Here is an 18,471-nt window from a genome sequence, read left to right on the forward strand (position 1 = left end):
AGAATTGAAGGAGAGATAAACATGTCTGTAAAAGAAAACTATGAACTAGCGAAAAAACAATATGAAAAATGGGGAATTGACGTTGATAGCGTACTAGAGAAATTAAAACAGGTACCTATTTCCATGCACTGCTGGCAAGGTGATGACGTGACAGGTTTTGAAGTAAACCAAAGAGAACTTTCTGGTGGGATTGATGTAACTGGAAACTATCCTGGGAAAGCAACAACTCCGGAACAATTACGTTCCGATTTAGAAAAAGCATTTTCTTTAATTCCTGGTAAGCACCGTGTGAACTTACATGCTATCTATGCAGAAACAGATGGTGTTGCTGTTGAGCGTGATGAACTTGAGCCAAAACATTTTGAGAAATGGGTAAACTGGGCTAAAGAACATGGACTAGGCTTAGATTTCAATCCAACTTTGTTTTCACACGAAAAAGCAGCAGATGGTCTTACACTATCTCATCCAGATGAAGAAATTCGTAATTTCTGGATTGAGCATTGTAAAGTAAGTCGTAAAATTGGTGAATATTTTGGAAAAGAACTTGGTACGCCAAGTTTAACTAACGTTTGGATTCCAGATGGTTATAAAGATATCCCTAGTGATCGTTTCACTCCAAGACAACGTTTAAAAGATTCTTTAGATAAGATTTTCACTGAAGAAATTGATGAGAAGTACAATTTAGATGCGGTAGAAAGTAAAGTATTTGGAATTGGTTCTGAGTCTTATGTTGTAGGCTCTCATGAGTTTTACCTTGGGTATGCGCTGAAAAACGATAAAATTTGTTTGTTAGATACAGGACATTACCACCCAACAGAAACAGTATCGAATAAAATTTCTTCTATGCTTTTATATAGCGATAAGCTAGCATTACATGTATCAAGACCTGTACGTTGGGATAGTGATCATGTTGTTATTTTAGATGATGAATTACGTGAAATTGCTTTAGAAATTGTTCGTAATGATGCGTTAGATAAAGTAATTATTGGTCTTGATTTCTTCGATGCGAGCATTAATCGTGTGGCTGCTTGGACAATTGGTACGAGAAATATGATTAAAGCATTACTTTATGCAATGCTTACTCCAAACGAGCATTTAAAACAACTTCAAGAAGAAGAGAACTTCACAGAAAGATTAGCATTATTTGAAGAGTTCAAAACATATCCATTCGGAGCTATTTGGGATTACTATTGCGAAAAAATGGGTGTTCCTGTAAAAGAATCTTGGTTAGAAGAAGTGAAAAAGTATGAGCAAGAAGTATTGCTAAAAAGATAATATGTAATTTCCAGAACACTCTTCCTTTTGTTAGGGAGGGTGTTCTTTTTTCCTCATAAAAAATTTTAGGGAAGCCGAAAGCAAAAGACTTTTCTCATGCGAAGGAAAATTTATGTAGTTATATATAAACAGACAAAACAAACATAAACGGACATAAACTATCGTAAACGCTTACAAAAAACCTTTAAATATGACGGAAATATGTCAAAACAAAAATAAACAAAAATAATAAGTTGGATTTATGTTGACTATTGCTTGGCGTAGCTATAAAATAAAGTTATAAAATGTGAAGTGTTGAACAATCTTTGGACCTGTATTTAAAATCACACATTAGAAATAAGGGAGAGATGAAACGTGATTAATGATAAAAGACTACAACAAACGTTACAAGAGATTATGGATGAGAAAGTAATTCAAGCTCCGTTTGTTCAAGAAATGATGGATGCTACTTATAACATGTGGAGAATGGGTTGGGATGAGCGGAATGGTGGAAATATTAGTTACCTATTAACAGAAGAGGAAGTATCATCTTACTTAGATATTACTCGCGTATTACGTAACTTGCCTTTAAATTTCCCGGTTCCAGAGCTTTCAAATAAGTACTTTATCGTGACTGGATCAGGAAAATACTTTAAAAATGTAAAAGGGAATCCTGAAGACTGCTTAGGAATTCTTCGTGTTAGTGAATTGGGAGACAGTATAGATATCCTTTGGGGTTTAAAAAATGGCGGTAACCCTACAAGCGAGCTTCCGTCTCACTTTATGAGTCATATTGCTAGATTAAAAGTAGATAAAAATCACCGTGTCATTATGCACAACCACGCTACGAATGTTCTTGCTATGACATTCACTCATGAGCTTGAAGAAAAAAGCTTTACAAAGACATTATGGCAAATGTGTACGGAATGTGTTGTTGTTTTTCCAGATGGAGTGGCGTTATTACCATGGATGGTTCCTGGAACGGACTTGATTGGGGAGAAAACAGCGGAGAAAATGATTGATTATCGTGTAGTTATCTGGCCACAGCACGGTATATTTGGAGCTGGAACTACGATGGATGAAACTTTCGGATTAATTGAAACGGTAGAGAAAGCAGCACAAATTTATACAATCATTCATTCTCATCAAGGTGGAGTAAAACAGGTGATTACGGATAAAGATTTAATAGCTTTAGCTTCCGCTTTTGGAGTAACACCTAGAGAAGGTATTTTACAAGGGTAAATAATAATATAAAAAACAAAGCTACCTATTCTAAAATAGGTAGCTTTGTTTCATTAAAAGGAGGAGATAGTTCTCTTATCTCGTGAGCTTTATGATAAGGAGGGGAGTGAAGATTTGTGTTGATTGATTATGACGAGGGAATGTTGTTCGAAAAAAAAGAATATTTAGTAAAAATTTCATTGACGTAAAAACCGATAGGAATTATAATGAATGAAATTGAATGTTCAAGAAATGAAATTATACTAAACAGTAATTTAAAAAAAATTATAAAAAAAGAACAAAACAGTAAAATTTACATATAGTAACTCTTATCCAGAGAAGAGGAGGGGGTTTACCCCAATGATGCATCATCAAGCATTGATTCTTTTAAATACCTGTTACATCCAGCAGAGTTTGAAGTAACTGATAGATAAGGGGTTTGACATCCGTCTTAAACAACTTGTCAACTTCCTGTATGGAAGGACAATTTTTATTATCTTAATTCCGAGTATTTTGATAAGAATTACAAGAATAGTAGACTTACATAGTTTTAACCAACAAAGAAGGTGGGTGTATCAACGTGTTAATTTACTTAGCAATCGCAATCGCTTTATTTTTCGCAATGAACATCGGAGCAAGTGGTGCGGCAGCAACTATGGGGCCAGTATACGGAAGTGGAGCAATTAAGAATAAAAAACTAGCATTAAGTTTAGTAGGTTTAGGAGCATTTTTAGGTGCTGTCATTGGAAGTGGTGAGGTTGTTAAGACTATTGGGGGAGGAATTATTCCTACCAGCATTTTAACAGTTGAGATAGTACTTGTAATCTTAATAGGCGCTACACTTACTTTGTTTATAGCAAATGTTATTGGAATACCTCTTTCTACTAGTGAAGTAACCATCGGTTCGATTGTAGGAGTGGGAATTGCCTTTCAAGCGCTTTATGTCAATAACGTTATATATATCATATCGTTTTGGCTCATCATCCCATTCGCAGCATTTCTTATAGCATTTGTTGCAGGAAAAGTAATAATCATTATGGAAAAACGATGGCCCCAACTGAAAGGGGAAGGGAAATGGAGAAAATGGCTTGTATTCCTGTTAATCCTAACTGGGTTTCTAGAGGCATTTTCAGCTGGTATGAATAATGTGGCAAACGCAATCGGTCCTCTTATTGGTGCTGGCATTATGCATGAAACTCGAGGTATTTACCTAGGTGCAATTTTTCTTGCAATAGGAGCTATCCTACTTGGAGGAAGAGTTCTTGAGACAAATGGGAAGAAAATTACATCACTTTCCATGCTTCAAGGTACAGCAGTGTCAGGAACAGGAGCATCATTAGTGATTGCAGCTTCCATATTTGGAATACCGGTGCCGTTAACCCAAGCAACAACGTCAGCCATTGTAGGTGTTGGTACAGCTGAAAATGGATTTCAGTTATGGCAAAAAACAGTGATTAAGAAAATTATTAAGGTGTGGATCGTCTCGCCAGTGATGTCATTGGTAGTTTCCTATAGTTTAATTCATCTGGTTTTACATCCAAACCCATACATTATTGTGATTGTTATCAGCATTTTTGTTACTACGTTTGGATCCATTAGCCTTTATCAATCAATTAAAGAGGAAAGACGATCTGTACATGATCAAGGAGGGGGAATTTAAGTCATGGGAATTGAGACACAACAATTATCCTATGAAACAACGAAAGACTTTGTCTATAGCCAAACCAATGATTTATTGGCGAAAAAGGATTCCATAGGAGTGTTGAAATGGGCATACGCAACGTTTAAGGATGACTTAACCTATGCATGTAGCTTCGGAGCAGAAGCAATTGTTCTACTAGATTTAATTAGCAAAGTAAAGCCGAATGCGAGGGTTGTATTTCTTGATACCCATTTACATTTTCAAGAGACCTATGAGCTAATTGGAAAAATAAAGAATAAATACCCTAAGTTAATTATTGAGTATGCCCAGACAGAGGTCACATTAGAACAACAGGCAGAGCAATATGGAAAAAAACTGTGGGAAGTAGATCCAGATCTTTGCTGCAAGATACGAAAGAACATTCCGTTAGAAAAAGCACTTCATGGAAGTAAGGCGTGGTTAACAGGTCTTAGGAGAGAACAGTCACCAACGAGAGCTAATACGCAATTTGTTAACAAAGATAATAAATTTCAATCCATTAAAATCTGTCCTCTTATTCATTGGACGTGGGATGAAGTTTGGCAATATATTAAGCTTTTTGAACTTCCTTATAATGAGCTTCACGATCAAGGTTACCCAAGTATCGGCTGTAGTAAATGTACGTTTCCTGTAAAAGAAGGAGAAGATTTGCGTGCAGGACGTTGGGCTGGTAAGGAAAAAACAGAATGTGGATTACACAAATAATAGAGAGGAAGTGCGATAATGACACTTAGTACACCACATGGAGGTATATTAGTAAATCGGTTTCATGAAGATGTTGATGTGAGAGAAATTGAACATACAGTAGAGCTAGATAAAATGGCGTTGTCTGATTTAGAGTTACTTGCAAATGGAGCATATAGTCCGCTAACTGGATTTATGGGGAAGCAAGATTACGAGAGTGTAGTTACAAACATGAGATTAGCTGATGGAAATGTGTGGAGTATCCCTATTACACTACCAGTTTCTCCAATCGTTTCCTCTACGCTAATAATCGGAGAAAAAGTGAAATTAACGTATGATGATGTGGTTTATGGTGTATTGGAATTACAAGAAATTTTTGAACCGAATAAAGATGTAGAAGCAGCAAAGGTTTATCAAACAACGGATGTAGCTCATCCAGGTGTAAAGAAATTATATGAAAGAGGTTCCGTGTATTTAGCAGGACCAATTACATTAATAAAGGTTCCACAAAAAAGTCAATTTGAATCCTTTTACTTAACACCAAATCAAACAAGAAGAGAGTTTGAAGCTCGTGGATGGAAAACAGTAGTAGGATTTCAAACGAGAAATCCTGTTCATCGTGCTCATGAATATATTCAAAAATCAGCACTTGAAATCGTAGACGGATTATTCTTAAATCCGTTAGTTGGTGAGACAAAATCAGATGACATTCCTGCAGATGTGCGAATGGAGAGCTATCAAGTATTATTGAAAAACTATTATCCAGAGGACCGAGTTTTCCTGGCAGTGTTTCCAGCTGCAATGAGATATGCAGGACCAAGAGAAGCTATCTTCCATGCAATGGTAAGAAAAAATTACGGTTGCACTCATTTTATCGTTGGTAGAGATCATGCAGGTGTTGGTGATTACTATGGAACCTATGATGCTCAATTAATTTTCCAAAACTTCACTTCGAAAGAGTTGGGAATCACACCGTTGTTTTTTGAACATAGCTTCTTCTGTAAAAAATGTGGTGGTATGACTTCTACGAAGACTTGTCCACATAGTAAAGAAGATCGAATCATTTTATCAGGTACAAAGGTGAGAGAAATGCTTCGAAGTGGGGAGACACCTCCTCCAGAATTTAGTAGATATGAGGTTGTCCAAGTTCTAATTCGTGGAATGAAGGTGACTGTATAATGCAAAAAGCAGCGAATATACACTGGCATACTACAGCTATCACAAAAGAAGATCGTCAAAAACTAAATGACCATAAAAGTGTTGTAATTTGGTTCACAGGTTTATCTGGTTCAGGGAAATCAACGTTAGCAAACGCAGTGGAAAGACGTTTATATGATCTTGGTAAAAGGAGTTATGTTTTAGATGGAGACAATATTCGTCACGGACTAAATCGTGATCTTGGATTCAGTCCAGATGATCGCAAAGAAAATATACGACGAATCGGGGAAGTGTCGAAACTGTTTGTTGATGGAGGATCAATCGTGTTAACCGCGTTTATATCTCCTTACAAAGAAGATCGGCAAGTAGTTAGGGAGTTACTCCAACCAGACGAATTTCTTGAGGTTTTTGTAAAATGTTCAATAAATGAGTGTGAGAACAGAGATCCAAAAGGACTATATAAAAAAGCAAGAAATGGTGAGATTAAAGAATTCACTGGCATTAGTGCACCTTATGAGGAACCTAGTAATCCTGATTTAGTTGTAGAGACTGATAAACTCACTATTGAAGAATGTGTAGAAAAAGTTATAGAAAAACTAAAAAAATATTTTATTATTTAGTGATTTACTGATAGAATAGAGTTAAGATTATAGTATTCCGATAAGTAAGGTAAGAATAAAGTTTTCCCATCAAAAAATAAAGGGTTTCACCTAATTATGGAAGAACTTAATTTTGTAATAGGTAAAAAAACAGAAGACAACTTAGAATAAGCTTTTCATTACAATGAAGGATGCACACAAAGGGTGATCTAAATGAAGTTATGGTTAAAGGAAGTAGCAAGAGGGAAAAAAGGAGCAAAAGATTTAACGTATGAACTTGCTTTGGAAGCGGCAAAAGATTTCATTAGTGGAGATGCAACGGATGCACAAATTGGTGCATTTTTAGTCGCTCAAAGACTAAAACAAGAGTCTATCGATGAAGTACTCGCTTTCGTTAAATCATACAGAGAGGTTGCTCAACTTATACCAAATAAAATTGGGGAGCAAAAGCAATTTATTGACTTAGCTGGACCATATAGTGGGCGTAATACGTTTGCTGTTACTATTCCCGCTGCACTACTTTTTGCAGAAAGAGGAATTCCAGTATATTTACACAGCAGTGATTCCCTACCTCCGCGCTATGGTTCTTCCTTAATGAGTATCTTAGGTGAACTAGGTGTATCCACTGAGATTTCGAATGAGGATATAGGAAAATCAATAGAAACAATCCAAATTGGATTCGCTTGGACAGAAAAGCTCTGTCCACCACTTGCTAATCTTCGTCATATAAGAGAAGAGATTGGTGTAAGGTCTTTCTTTAATGTAATGGAAAAAGTACTGAATTTAGCAAACGCAAATCATTTAATGATAGGTGTATTTCATAAAACAGTTGTAGAGCTTCATGCTGCCCTCATCCGAAATATGGGTTATGAGAAGGGTTTTATTGTGCAAGGAGCAGAAGGGTCAGAAGATTTGCCAATTCATCGTAGAAGTTTTATTTATGAAGTCACAAAGGATAATATGGAATCTTTTCTAATTGACCCTAATGAATATGGATTAAAGCTATCCAAGGATGAAGAAAAAGAGAACCTTTCTCTTCAGAAACAAGCAAACGTTATTCGCCGTTTATTAGAAGGAGAGGAATCAGACGATTTACAATATCATCGAAATCAACTCTTATTTAATGTAGGTGTCCGATACTTCCTTTTTGGAATTGAAAAATCAATTGATGATGGTATCAAAGTTGCGGATATGCAGTTAAAGCAACAGCGAGGAGCAATCCATCTAGAGAAATGGATAACTTTAAAAAAAGAGAATTGATGGAAAAGTAGCGTCAAGGTTTTATGTTATTGGCAGCAATGATCTAATTATATACATGAATGAATAAATTAGGAGGATGAAAAGTATGAGTGAAGTTTTAAACAGACCAAAAATTGCTAAGAATTTAACAGAATTAATAGGTAGAACACCTCTTTTACGATTAAATGAAATTAGTGACGAGACAGGTGCAGAAGTTCTAGGGAAACTAGAATTCTTTAACCCGCTTGGAAGTGTAAAAGATCGTATTGGTAATGCAATGATTGCGGCAGCAGAAGCAGACGGTTTAATTAAAGAAGGTACACAAATTATAGAACCTACAAGTGGTAACACAGGGATTGCATTAGCATTCGTATGTGCAGCGAAAGGGTACGATTTAACTTTAGTAATGCCTGAAACAATGAGTATTGAGCGACGTAAATTATTAAAAGCACTAGGAGCAAAACTAGTACTAACAGAAGGACCTAAGGGAATGAAAGGTGCCATTGCAAAAGCAACGGAATTAGTGGCTGAGACTCCAAATGCATTTATGCCACAACAATTTGCTAACCCAGCTAATCCTGAAGTACATCGTCAAACTACTGCAGAAGAAATTTGGGCTGACACGGATGGAAATGTTGATTTCTTAATTAGTGGTATCGGAACAGGTGGAACAATTACTGGTGTTACAGAAGTATTAAAAAAACGCAATCCGAACTTTAAAGCAATTGCTGTTGAACCAACGGATTCTCCAGTACTAAGTGGAGGAAATCCTGGACCACACAAAATTCAAGGTATCGGACCTGGTTTTGTTCCAGACATATTAAATACAGAAGTATATGACGAAGTAGTTCAAGTTTCAAATGAGGACTCCTTCAAAGCAGCACGTAAGATTAGTAAATCAGAAGGTGTATTAGTTGGTATATCTTCAGGTGCAGCACTACACGCTGCGAAGCTAATTGCATCTCGTCCTGAAAACAAAGGGAAAACAATCGTTACCATTCTTCCGAGTACTGGGGAAAGATATTTATCAACTCCTTTATTCCAAGAAGAAGAATAAACATAAAATATCAGAATGATCTAAGTTATATAAAAAATACCAAGTTTTTATTGACGTACTGTTGAATAACCACTATAATCATGTTAATTAAATGTATAGGACTCTTATCAAGAGAGGTTGAGGGATCTGGCCCTACGACACCTCGGCAACCATTGGATTTCGATTCAACAGGTGCCAAATCCAGCAGAATCTTTATTCTGAAAGATGAGAGGTCCCGGCAGGTATTTTAAATAGTAACCTATCGACGACCTCTTACTAAGGGGTCGTTTTTTGTATTTTTATACAACACAATCACACTTTTTTTATCGACCAGAAACATTTGCTGGTCGCTCGTGACCAAGGCACTTACGCTTTTCTTAAAACTTCAGAGAAACTTAGGGCATAGGAGGAAGAGAAAATGAATAACGAAAAGAGAACTTATTCGAAAGAAACCCAGCTTGTACAAATTGGAAATAGAAGCGAAACAGCTACAGGTACAGTAAATCCCCCTGTTTATTTTTCAACGGCATATCGTCATGAAGGTATCGGCCAATCTACTGGATATGATTATACACGTACAGGGAATCCGACGAGGCAAATATTAGAACAAGCGATTGCTGATTTAGAAAAGGGTGATCGTGGTTTTGCCTGTAGTTCAGGGATGGCAGCCATACATACCGTGTTTGGTTTATTCAAACAAGATGATGAAATAATCGTTTCACAAGACTTATACGGAGGAACGTATCGATTATTTGAACAAATTTTATGTCATTATGGTATCAAATTTCATTACGCAGACATTCGATCCCCTGAGGAATATGAAAAACTAGTGAATGAAAATACGAAAGCTTTGTTTATTGAAACTCCAACAAATCCACTTATGCAAGAAGCGAATATTGCAGCGTTTAGCAAAATAGCGAAGGAACATAACTTACTTCTGATTGTTGACAATACTTTCTATACACCGCTTATTCAACAGCCAATTGATTTAGGAGCACATATTGTTATTCACAGTGCAACGAAATATTTAGGTGGTCATAACGATGTTCTTGCTGGATTAATTGTTTCCAAAGGAAAACAATTATCAGAGAAACTGGCGATGCTTCATAATGGAATTGGTGCAACGCTAGGTCCATTAGACTCCTGGTTGCTAATCAGAGGGATGAAAACACTATCGCTGCGGATGAAAAAGCACGAAGAAAATGCTGCTCAAATAAAGACATTTCTAGAAAAACACGAAGATGTTTCAGAAGTTTTATATCCTGGAAGAGGTGGGATGATCTCTTTCCGTGTAAACGATGAAAATATAGTAAACTCTTTTTTACAGCAATTGAAACTAGTTACATTTGCTGAAAGTTTAGGAGGAGTAGAAAGCTTCATCACTTATCCTGCTACCCAAACACATGCGGATATCCCTGAAGAAGTTCGTATTGCGAATGGTGTATGTAACAGATTATTGAGATTTTCAGTGGGAATAGAGGAGATTTCAGATATACAAGGAGATCTAGATCAAGCATTCAAAAATGCCTGTAAGGAGGTAGTCATTAATGAGTAACGATACATTTACATTTAGTACGCGATTAATTCATAATGAGAATTCAGTAGATAGAGAGACAGGTGCGGTGAGTGTTCCCATTAATCATACGTCCACTTTCCACCAATTTGATTTCGATTCTTTTGGTAAATATGATTATGCAAGATCTGGGAACCCTACGCGAGATGCATTGGAAGAAACTATTGCTCATTTAGAAGGAGGAGTAAGAGGTTTTGCCTTTGCCTCTGGAATGGCGGCAATTTCTACAGCTTTTTTACTTCTATCAAAAGAAGATCATGTAGTTATTTGTGAGGATGTATATGGAGGAACCTTTCGCCTAGTCACACAAGTGCTACATCGCTTTGGAATTGATCATAGTTTTGTAGATACGACGGACTTACAGAAATTAAAAGAGAGTATTCAGCCAAATACAAAAATGATCTATGTGGAAACACCATCGAACCCACTTCTAAAGGTCACCGATTTAAAAGAGGTATGTAGAATTGCAAAAGAAAATAACTGTCTAACATTTGTAGATAATACATTTTTAACTCCATCGCTACAAAGACCGTTAGAACTAGGTGCTGATATTGTTCTCCATAGTGCAACGAAGTTTTTATCAGGACATAGTGATGTTGTTGCCGGATTAGCAGTAGTCAAAGATAAAGAGCTCGGAGAAAAACTCTATTTTCTACAAAATACATTTGGATCTGTTCTAGGAGTTCAGGATTGTTGGCTAGTGATGAGAGGGCTAAAAACCTTAGATGTTCGACTCAAGCAATCACAAGCATCCGCACAACGTATTTCTGAATATTTAACAACGATTCATGAAGTGAAGCATGTGTACTATCCAGGTCTTTCTGATCATGAGGGAGCCAGCATTCATGAACAACAATCGGAAGGACCAGGTGCGGTATTGTCCTTTCGTTTAGAAGATGCTGATACAGTGAAACAGTTTGTAAGCAATTTACAAATCCCTGTTTTTGCTGTAAGTTTAGGGGCAGTGGAATCAATTCTCTCTTATCCTGCAAAAATGTCTCATGCAGCAATGCCGCAAGAGGAACGGGAAGCAAGAGGAATACATGATGGATTACTTAGACTATCAGTAGGTCTTGAAAATGTAGACGACTTAATAAAAGACTTTGAGACTGCGTTCGAAGCAATTCGAAAAAACAAAGTGGAAATAAATTAGAGTAGAGGAGCCAACCACAATGAGTTTTTTAACAGAACTAGACAACAAAATAATCATCGCAGATGGCGCTATGGGAACACTACTCTATTCATATGGAATTGGAAATTGTCTTGAAGAACTGAATCTTTCCCATCCGGATCAGATAAGAAGTATTCATCGGGCTTATTTAGATGCAGGCTCTCAGATTATTCAAACGAACACGTATGGTGCTAATTATGAAAAGTTAGCTCGCTATGGATTGGAAGATCAAGTAAAAGCAATTAATAAAGAAGCAGTTCGAATTGCTAAGTTAGCTGTGGAAGATTATAAAACCGCACAAGTGGAAAAAAAGGAACCTTTTGAAAACAAATATATAGTAGGAACAATTGGTGGTATAAGAACAATACCAGGGAAAAACATAACCACAGATGAGATAAAAGAGAACTTTAGAGAGCAACTTATCTGCTTGCTGGAGGAAAAAGTAGATGGATTTCTTTTAGAAACGTATCATGATTTAGAAGAATTACTTACAGTAGTGGAATTAGCAAGGACTGAAACAGATTTACCAATTATTGCACAGTTATCTTTATCTGATGTTGGTATGGTGCAAGGGGGCATCTCAATCCAAGAAGCACTGTTAAAAGTAGAGGATGCTGGTGCAGATGTAATTGGGCTTAATTGCCGAATGGGGCCACATCATATGATCCGCTCCTTAGAAAAAGTAGCAATTCCTTCCCGAGCATATTTATCAGCATATCCCAATGCGAGTCTTCCTAGCTACAATGATGGAAAATATCACTATTCCTCTAATTCCGATTATTTCGAAGAATCAGCCCTGCTACTTAGAAAGGAAGGGGTTCGATTAATTGGAGGATGTTGTGGAACAACACCTGACCATATAAAAGCGATAGCAAGAGCAGTAAAGACAAAACAACCTATTTTTACAAAAGAAATGGAAAAGAAAGCTCCATTAAATAAAATCCAGGTAGAGAAACCTTTTTTTCGAAAACAAAGTGATATTCCATTACATGAAAAGGCAAAGACTACAAGCTCTGTTATTGTGGAGTTAGATCCACCGAAGGATTTAGTGAAGCATAAATTTATCGAAGGGGCAAGAGCGCTAAAGGATGCGGGGGTGGATGCGATTACGTTAGCGGATAACTCACTTGCTAGCCCTAGAATTTGTAATACGAGTATGGCGATGATTTTGAAAGAAAAAATCGGAGTAACTCCATTAGTTCATCTTACTTGCCGTGATCGAAACTTAATTGGTTTACAATCTCATTTAATGGGCTTGTCCACACTTGGGTTAGATAATGTATTAGCAATCACAGGTGACCCTGCAAAAGTAGGGGATTTTCCAGGTGCAACGTCGGTTTATGATGTATCATCCTTTGAGCTAATTAAGTTAATGAAGCAATATAATGAAGGGAAATCTTTTTCAGGTAAATCGTTGGGTAGTAAAACGAATTTTTCCGTTGCAGCTGCATTTAATCCCAATGTTCGTCATTTAGATAAAGCGGTGGTCAGGTTAGAGAAAAAGATTGAATACGGAGCCGATTATTTTTTAACACAGCCAGTTTATTCTATAGAGCAAATGAAGGATGTGTATGAAGCTACGAAACATTTAGAAACTCCCATTTATATAGGAGTAATGCCATTAACGAGCTATCGCAATGCGGAATTTTTACATCATGAAGTACCAGGTATTAAACTAACGGATGATATTCGAAATGTTATGGCGAAGCATAAAGACGACAAAGTAGCTTCAAAACAAGAGGGAATTGCCATTGCGAAATCACTGATTGACGGTGCAATAGAATATTTCAACGGTATTTATTTAATTACTCCTTTTATGAACTATGAAATGTCCGTGGAATTGACAAATTATATTAAAGAGAAAACAGGGTTTACTACTCGACGTGAACAACAGTTAGAAAGGAAGTCTGGAAATGGGCAATTCATTGTTTGAGCAACAGCTTCGAAAAAAAATAATCATCTTTGATGGCGCAACAGGAACTATGTTTCAAGAAGCTAATTTAACAGCAGATCATTTTGGAGGAGATGAGTACGAAGGGTGTAATGAATATTTAAACATTACTAGCCCTGAAATAGTAGAGCGGATTCACCTCGAATACTTAGAAGCTGGCTCAGATATGATTGAAACAAATACATTTGGGGCAACAAGTATTGTGTTGGATGACTATGATTTAGGGCATAAAGCGGAAGAAATAAACTTCATATCTGCTCAAATTGCAAGAAAGGCTGCAGATCAACTGTCCACAGCAGATTGGCCAAGATTTGTTGCAGGATCGATGGGTCCTACAACAAAGGCAATTTCTGTTACAGGTGGAGTAACGTTCGATAAATTAATTGAAACATACGAAGAGCAAGCTCGTGGCTTACTTCGCGGTGGAGTAGATGCTTTGTTATTAGAAACATGTCAAGATATGCGTAATGTAAAGGCTGCGTATATTGGAATTCAACAGGCTTCAAAGTCACTAGAATTAGAAGTTCCCCTCATCATTTCAGGTACAATCGAGCCAATGGGAACAACGTTAGCTGGTCAAAACATTGAAGCATTTTATCTTTCTCTCGAACACATGAATCCAGTAATGGTTGGTTTAAACTGTGCGACAGGTCCCGAGTTTATGCGTGATCATGTTCGATCTTTATCTGAGCTTGCAACAACAGCTGTAAGTTGCTACCCAAATGCGGGTCTTCCTGATGAAGAAGGGAACTACCATGAATCTCCTGAATCATTAGCGAAAAAAATAGCTGGATTTGCTGAAAAAGGGTGGCTGAATTTAGTTGGTGGTTGCTGTGGGACAACTCCTGCTCATATTAAGGCAATGGCGGAAGCGGTGAAACCATACCCACCAAGAGAGCTGCCTGGCGACCACCCACATGCGGTTTCTGGGATTGAACCTCTCATTTATGCAGAAGATATGAGACCTCTTATGGTCGGAGAGCGTACAAACGTAATCGGTTCACGTAAATTTAAACGACTTATAAATGAACGGAAGTTTGAGGAAGCATCTGAGATAGCGAGAGCACAAGTAAAGGGTGGTGCCCATATTATCGATATTTGCTTAGCAGACCCGGATAGTGAAGAATTAGAGGATATGGAGCTGTTTATCCAACAAGTCGTAAACAAAGTGAAAGTACCACTTATGATTGATTCTACAGATGATGAAGTCCTTGAGAAGGCTTTGACTTATTCACAAGGGAAAGCAATTATTAACTCTATTAATTTAGAGGATGGGGAAGAACGTTTTGAAAAGGTGGCTCCCCTTATCCATAAATATGGTGCAGCTGTCGTAGTAGGAACAATCGATGAAATTGGAATGGCTACAACTGCTGTGCGCAAACTAGAAGTGGCCAAAAGATCGCATGATTTATTAGTGAATAAATACGGATTAAATCCGAAAGATATTATTTTTGATCCTCTTGTTTTCCCAATTGGAACAGGAGATGAACAGTATATCGGTGCGGCAAAGGAAACAGTAGAAGGACTTCGTTTAATAAAAGAGGCCTTACCAGATTGCTTAACTATACTAGGGGTAAGTAATGTATCTTTTGGTTTACCACCTGTTGGTCGAGAAATTGTGAATGCAGTTTATTTATACCACTGTACAAAAGCTGGGTTAGATTACGCAATTGTAAATACAGAGAAGCTAGAAAGATTTGCATCTATTCCAGAAGAAGAACGAATTATGGCAGAGGAGCTTTTGTTTGAAACTACCGATGCAACATTAGCAAAACTAGTGGAATTTTATCGAGGGAAAAAATCAATCGAAAAAAAGCCAGTTAATTCCATGCCTTTAGACGAACGGATTGCTCACTATGTAGTAGAAGGAACGAAAGAAGGACTTATTCCTGACTTAGAAAAGGCGTTAGAAAAGTACCCTGAGCCACTTGATATTATTAACGGACCATTAATGACAGGGATGGCAAAGGTCGGCGTTCTTTTTAATGAAAATCAATTAATTGTGGCAGAGGTTCTTCAAAGTGCTGAAGTAATGAAGGCGGCTGTAGCGTTTCTTGAACAATACATGGAAGTGAAGGATGACAGTGGTAAAGGGAAAGTAATTTTAGCTACTGTAAAAGGCGATGTACATGATATTGGGAAAAATCTAGTAGAAATAATTTTAAGTAATAATGGTTTTAAAGTGGTCGATTTAGGAATTAAGGTGACACCACAAGCGTTGATTGAAGCAGTGAGAACAGAAAAACCTGATATGATCGGTTTATCTGGTTTACTTGTTAAATCTGCTCAACAAATGGTTTTAACCGCTCAAGACTTACGTCAATCTGACATCTCAATTCCAATTTTAGTTGGTGGAGCTGCGTTGTCACGTAAATTTACGGAAAACAAAATTTCCCCTGAATACTCTGGACCGGTGTTGTATGCGAAAGATGCCATGAATGGATTGGATTTAGCTAATCAACTACAAAACCCTGTGGAAAGAGAAAAGATTGATATAGCGTTTCAGGAGAAGCAAGCACAAAGAGGTGTTATAGAGGAGAATGAGAAAACGGAAGTGTCAACATCAGTTGCAGTGAAAGTACGGTCTGATGTATCAACGACTGTTCCTGTTTATAACCCACCTGATTTGACACGTCATATATTACGAGATTTTTCTATTTCCCATTTGATTCCTTATGTAAATATGCAAATGCTATTAGGTAGGCACCTTGGCTTACAAGGGAAGGTAAGTCGACTGTTAGAAGAAAAGAATGAAAAAGCATTGCAATTAAAAGGTGTAGTAGATGAATTATTACAAGAAGCTGTATCGGATAAAATAATATCTGCTAGTGGAATGTATCAGTTCTTCCCAGCCCAGGCAGATGGAGAAGATATTATAATTTATGATCCCACTGATAAGAAGACTGTTATTGAGCGTTTTACGTTTCCAAGACAGGAGAAAGCACCTCATCTTACCTTAGCTGACTTCTTACGCCCAGTTGATAGTGGAGAAATGGATTATGTCGGTTTTCTTGCTGTAACTGCAGGAAAAGGAATCCGGCAGCGAGCTCAAGCGTGGAAGGAAAGTGGAGATTACCTACGAAGTCACGCTGTTCAAGCACTTGCATTAGAAATGGCAGAAGGATTCGCTGAGTATGTTCACCACTTAATGCGCGATCAGTGGGGAATTCCTGATCCTGTTGATTTTACAATGCAAGAGCGTTTTTCCGCGAAATATCAAGGTGTGCGTGTTTCCTTCGGTTATCCAGCTTGTCCAGATTTAGAAGATCAAGCAAAGTTGTTTAAGTTATTGAAGCCAGCTGATATTGGAATTGAGTTAACGGAAGGGTTCATGATGGAGCCAGAAGCATCTGTAACAGCAATGGTTTTTGCACATCCCGAGGGTAGATATTTTAGTGTTTAGGATTTTGGGTTTGTTGAATCACCGCCGAACGAAAGAATGTTCGGTGGTGATTTTTTTATACTTTAAGAAAGTTTAACTTCGCTAAAGGATGTTTTGGCGTCACGTTTGGAAATGTGGAACGGAGAAATGACGATAGACGAAAAATGGGATATGAAAAATAAGTTTAATTAATTACCGTAACGCGACATTTCGCTCAAGAATACAAACAGATTTCAACCTCGGTCCTTATAACACAAAAAAACCTAACTTGGTCTTAACCAAGTTAGGCTCTTCAACTTACCCTATCATAGAATCTAAATTCTTGAATTCAAGCTCTTTGAATTTCTCTATCATTTTTTCACGATTAATTTGGAATATAGCATCGTCTAATGAACAACTAACAGTTACTTCACAATGAATTCTAGCTAACTTCCTAGATAAATGAAGCATTTCTAAATCAGTTTCAATCTTGGTTCGCTGAGCTTTTGTAAGCTCCGATAAGTTTTCCAATATACCTTCAATAGATTCATATTTCATTAATAGATTTAAGGCTGTTTTTTCACCAATACCTTTGACACCAGGGTAATTATCACTGCTGTCACCCATTAACGCTTTTAAGTCTACCATTTGCTTTGGAGAAATACCCTTTTCGTCCCTAAATGTTTCTTCCTTATATAATGCATAATTTCCGTACCCTTTTTTCAGTAAAACAACGTGAACATTCTGTTCGATTAGTTGTAGAATATCCTGATCCCCAGTTAGAATAAGCACCTCGGAGTCCTGTTTGTAGTGATCCGCTAACGTTCCAATACAGTCATCTGCCTCATAACCTGCTAATCCAACATTAGGAATGTCTAATGCTTCAACAACATCTTTTACTAAATCGAATTGCGGGATAAGTTCTACCGGTGCTTCTCCCCGATTTGCTTTATATTCAGGAAACATCTCTGTTCGGAAGGTAGTACTTCCCATATCCCAACAACAAACAACGTGGCTAGGCTTGTACGTGTTTACTGCAGTAAATAAGTGCCTTACAAATCCGTGTATTGCATTTGTAGGAATTCCTTTGCTATTTATCATAAAATATCCGCTCATGGCTGTAGCATAAAAAGAGCGAAATAGAAGTGCCATGCCATCAACAAGCATTACTTTATTTTTTTCCATTTAAAAAACTCCTTTATAAAAGACATCTATTACATTATAACAAAAAAAGTGAAGAAGTTATGCACATATAATTGGAAATACGGCTATGCCTCCAACAAGATAGAAAAAACGTACAACCTATCAGTAATAGGTTTAGCTTATTTTGAATAATCCTGTTGAAACGAAACATATAATGAATATGTCTGTACTGAAGGTGAATACAATTTATAAACTATAAAATGCTCTTTCTCATTGAAAAGTGTGTATCGAGATGGATGGATATGCCGTATATTAGCATAGCACGCTACATTTTATATGGAATGAGCGAATGCCAACGGAACTCCAGTGGGAAGCAGAGCAGAGGGCAGGACACCGCAAA

The 18,471-nt window shown here is 37.1% G+C and carries 13 protein-coding genes and 2 riboswitches; of the genes, 12 read left to right on the top strand and 1 reads right to left on the bottom strand.

The genetic code is table 11. The features are described 5' to 3' along the window. The first annotated feature begins 21 nt into the window (after positions 1-21). The 12 genes from rhaA (at position 22) to metH (ending at position 16,970) form a co-directional block, all read left to right on the top strand. Positions 22-1,275 (top strand): L-rhamnose isomerase, encoded by a 1,254-nt coding sequence (rhaA, locus tag ACERII_RS11420; RefSeq protein WP_373642449.1) that lies wholly within the window; start codon positions 22-24, stop codon positions 1,273-1,275. A gap of 396 nt (positions 1,276-1,671) precedes the next feature. Then, on the top strand, positions 1,672-2,496 hold the full coding sequence (rhaD, locus tag ACERII_RS11425; RefSeq protein WP_373642489.1) for a rhamnulose-1-phosphate aldolase: 825 nt from the start codon (positions 1,672-1,674) through the stop codon (positions 2,494-2,496). A 305-nt stretch (positions 2,497-2,801) separates the two neighbouring features. Next, positions 2,802-2,912, top strand: a riboswitch (SAM riboswitch). Between the two features lie 143 nt (positions 2,913-3,055). After that, complete coding sequence (locus ACERII_RS11430) at positions 3,056-4,135, top strand: sulfate permease (protein WP_373642450.1); 1,080 nt, start codon at positions 3,056-3,058, stop codon at positions 4,133-4,135. A 3-nt stretch (positions 4,136-4,138) separates the two neighbouring features. Continuing rightward, the gene (locus ACERII_RS11435; protein WP_373642452.1) at positions 4,139-4,861 is read left to right on the top strand and encodes a phosphoadenylyl-sulfate reductase; all 723 of its coding nucleotides are present in this window, start codon (positions 4,139-4,141) and stop codon (positions 4,859-4,861) included. Between the two features lie 18 nt (positions 4,862-4,879). Beyond that, the gene (gene sat, locus ACERII_RS11440; RefSeq protein ID WP_373642454.1) at positions 4,880-6,019 is read left to right on the top strand and encodes a sulfate adenylyltransferase; all 1,140 of its coding nucleotides are present in this window, start codon (positions 4,880-4,882) and stop codon (positions 6,017-6,019) included. Then, positions 6,019-6,618 carry an adenylyl-sulfate kinase gene (cysC, locus tag ACERII_RS11445; RefSeq protein ID WP_373642455.1) on the top strand — a complete coding sequence of 200 codons (600 nt, stop codon included), beginning with the start codon at positions 6,019-6,021 and terminating at the stop codon, positions 6,616-6,618. The genes sat and cysC overlap by 1 nt, the downstream gene beginning before the upstream one ends. A gap of 192 nt (positions 6,619-6,810) precedes the next feature. Continuing rightward, complete coding sequence (locus ACERII_RS11450) at positions 6,811-7,857, top strand: anthranilate phosphoribosyltransferase (RefSeq protein ID WP_373642457.1); 1,047 nt, start codon at positions 6,811-6,813, stop codon at positions 7,855-7,857. An 85-nt stretch (positions 7,858-7,942) separates the two neighbouring features. After that, entirely contained in the window at positions 7,943-8,893 is a 951-nt protein-coding gene (cysK, locus tag ACERII_RS11455) for a cysteine synthase A (protein ID WP_373642458.1), read from the top strand. A 101-nt stretch (positions 8,894-8,994) separates the two neighbouring features. After that, positions 8,995-9,104: riboswitch (SAM riboswitch) on the top strand. A gap of 186 nt (positions 9,105-9,290) precedes the next feature. Further along, a complete protein-coding gene (locus tag ACERII_RS11460) occupies positions 9,291-10,427 on the top strand; it encodes a methionine biosynthesis PLP-dependent protein (RefSeq protein WP_373642459.1) in 1,137 nt (378 codons plus the stop codon). Further along, a complete protein-coding gene (gene metC / locus ACERII_RS11465) occupies positions 10,420-11,598 on the top strand; it encodes a cystathionine beta-lyase (protein WP_373642461.1) in 1,179 nt (392 codons plus the stop codon). The genes ACERII_RS11460 and metC overlap by 8 nt, the downstream gene beginning before the upstream one ends. Before the next feature lie 19 nt (positions 11,599-11,617). Then, positions 11,618-13,549 carry a bifunctional homocysteine S-methyltransferase/methylenetetrahydrofolate reductase gene (locus ACERII_RS11470; protein WP_373642463.1) on the top strand — a complete coding sequence of 644 codons (1,932 nt, stop codon included), beginning with the start codon at positions 11,618-11,620 and terminating at the stop codon, positions 13,547-13,549. Then, a complete protein-coding gene (gene metH, locus ACERII_RS11475) occupies positions 13,530-16,970 on the top strand; it encodes a methionine synthase (RefSeq protein WP_373642464.1) in 3,441 nt (1,146 codons plus the stop codon). Before ACERII_RS11470 ends, metH begins: the two co-directional genes overlap by 20 nt. 276 nt (positions 16,971-17,246) lie before the next feature. On the opposite strand, the gene ACERII_RS11480 is transcribed toward metH, so the two are convergent. Continuing rightward, complete coding sequence (locus tag ACERII_RS11480; protein WP_373642466.1) at positions 17,247-18,113, bottom strand: 5'-3' exonuclease; 867 nt, start codon at positions 18,111-18,113, stop codon at positions 17,247-17,249. Between the last annotated feature and the right edge of the window lie 358 nt (positions 18,114-18,471).

The organism is Evansella sp. AB-rgal1, assembly GCF_041820985.1.
Taxonomy (GTDB): Bacteria; Bacillota; Bacilli; order Bacillales; family Salisediminibacteriaceae; genus Evansella.

What these genes read in the sequence shown, in the direction of transcription:
- rhaA (WP_373642449.1), top strand. Translation starts at nt 22, where the DNA reads ATGTCTGTAAAAGAAAACTATGAACTAGCGAAAAAACAATATGAAAAA.
- rhaD (WP_373642489.1), top strand. Translation starts at nt 1,672, where the DNA reads ATGGATGAGAAAGTAATTCAAGCTCCGTTTGTTCAAGAAATGATGGAT.
- ACERII_RS11435 (WP_373642452.1), top strand. Translation starts at nt 4,139, where the DNA reads ATGGGAATTGAGACACAACAATTATCCTATGAAACAACGAAAGACTTT.
- sat (WP_373642454.1), top strand. Translation starts at nt 4,880, where the DNA reads ATGACACTTAGTACACCACATGGAGGTATATTAGTAAATCGGTTTCAT.
- cysC (WP_373642455.1), top strand. Translation starts at nt 6,019, where the DNA reads ATGCAAAAAGCAGCGAATATACACTGGCATACTACAGCTATCACAAAA.
- ACERII_RS11450 (WP_373642457.1), top strand. Translation starts at nt 6,811, where the DNA reads ATGAAGTTATGGTTAAAGGAAGTAGCAAGAGGGAAAAAAGGAGCAAAA.
- cysK (WP_373642458.1), top strand. Translation starts at nt 7,943, where the DNA reads ATGAGTGAAGTTTTAAACAGACCAAAAATTGCTAAGAATTTAACAGAA.
- ACERII_RS11460 (WP_373642459.1), top strand. Translation starts at nt 9,291, where the DNA reads ATGAATAACGAAAAGAGAACTTATTCGAAAGAAACCCAGCTTGTACAA.
- metC (WP_373642461.1), top strand. Translation starts at nt 10,420, where the DNA reads ATGAGTAACGATACATTTACATTTAGTACGCGATTAATTCATAATGAG.
- ACERII_RS11470 (WP_373642463.1), top strand. Translation starts at nt 11,618, where the DNA reads ATGAGTTTTTTAACAGAACTAGACAACAAAATAATCATCGCAGATGGC.
- metH (WP_373642464.1), top strand. Translation starts at nt 13,530, where the DNA reads ATGGGCAATTCATTGTTTGAGCAACAGCTTCGAAAAAAAATAATCATC.
- ACERII_RS11480 (WP_373642466.1), bottom strand. Translation starts at nt 18,113, where the DNA reads ATGGAAAAAAATAAAGTAATGCTTGTTGATGGCATGGCACTTCTATTT.